At 49.1% G+C, this 338-nt stretch carries 1 pseudogene; it reads right to left on the reverse strand.

What is annotated here, in order from left to right:
- Positions 1 to 106: 106 nt before the first annotated feature.
- Positions 107 to 193: pseudogene (locus SB764_RS38915) on the reverse strand (IS1 family transposase); the annotation flags it as partial.
- Between the last annotated feature and the right edge of the window lie 145 nt (positions 194 to 338).

Raw genomic sequence — 338 nt, forward strand, 5'->3', positions numbered from 1 at the left:
CGGTATTTTCTCCTTACGCATCTGTGCGGTATTTCACACCGCAATGGTGCACTCTCAGTACAATCTGCTCTGATGCCGCATAGTTAAGCCAGTATACACTCCGCTAGCGCTGATGTCCGGCGGTGCTTTTGCCGTTACGCACCACCCCGTCAGTAGCTGAACAGGAGGGACAGCTGATAGAAACAGAAGCCACTGGAGCACCTCAAAAACACCATCATACACTAAATCAGTAAGTTGGCAGCATCACCTTCCCCATAATGATATTAAGCGTTTTCTGATCGGGCAACCCCACGGCCTGTTGTAGCGTATTTTCCTTACTCATGTAATAGATAGCCGGT

Source organism: Paraburkholderia sp. SIMBA_027 (assembly GCF_046535315.1).
GTDB classification, from domain to species: domain Bacteria; phylum Pseudomonadota; class Gammaproteobacteria; order Burkholderiales; family Burkholderiaceae; genus Paraburkholderia; species Paraburkholderia tropica.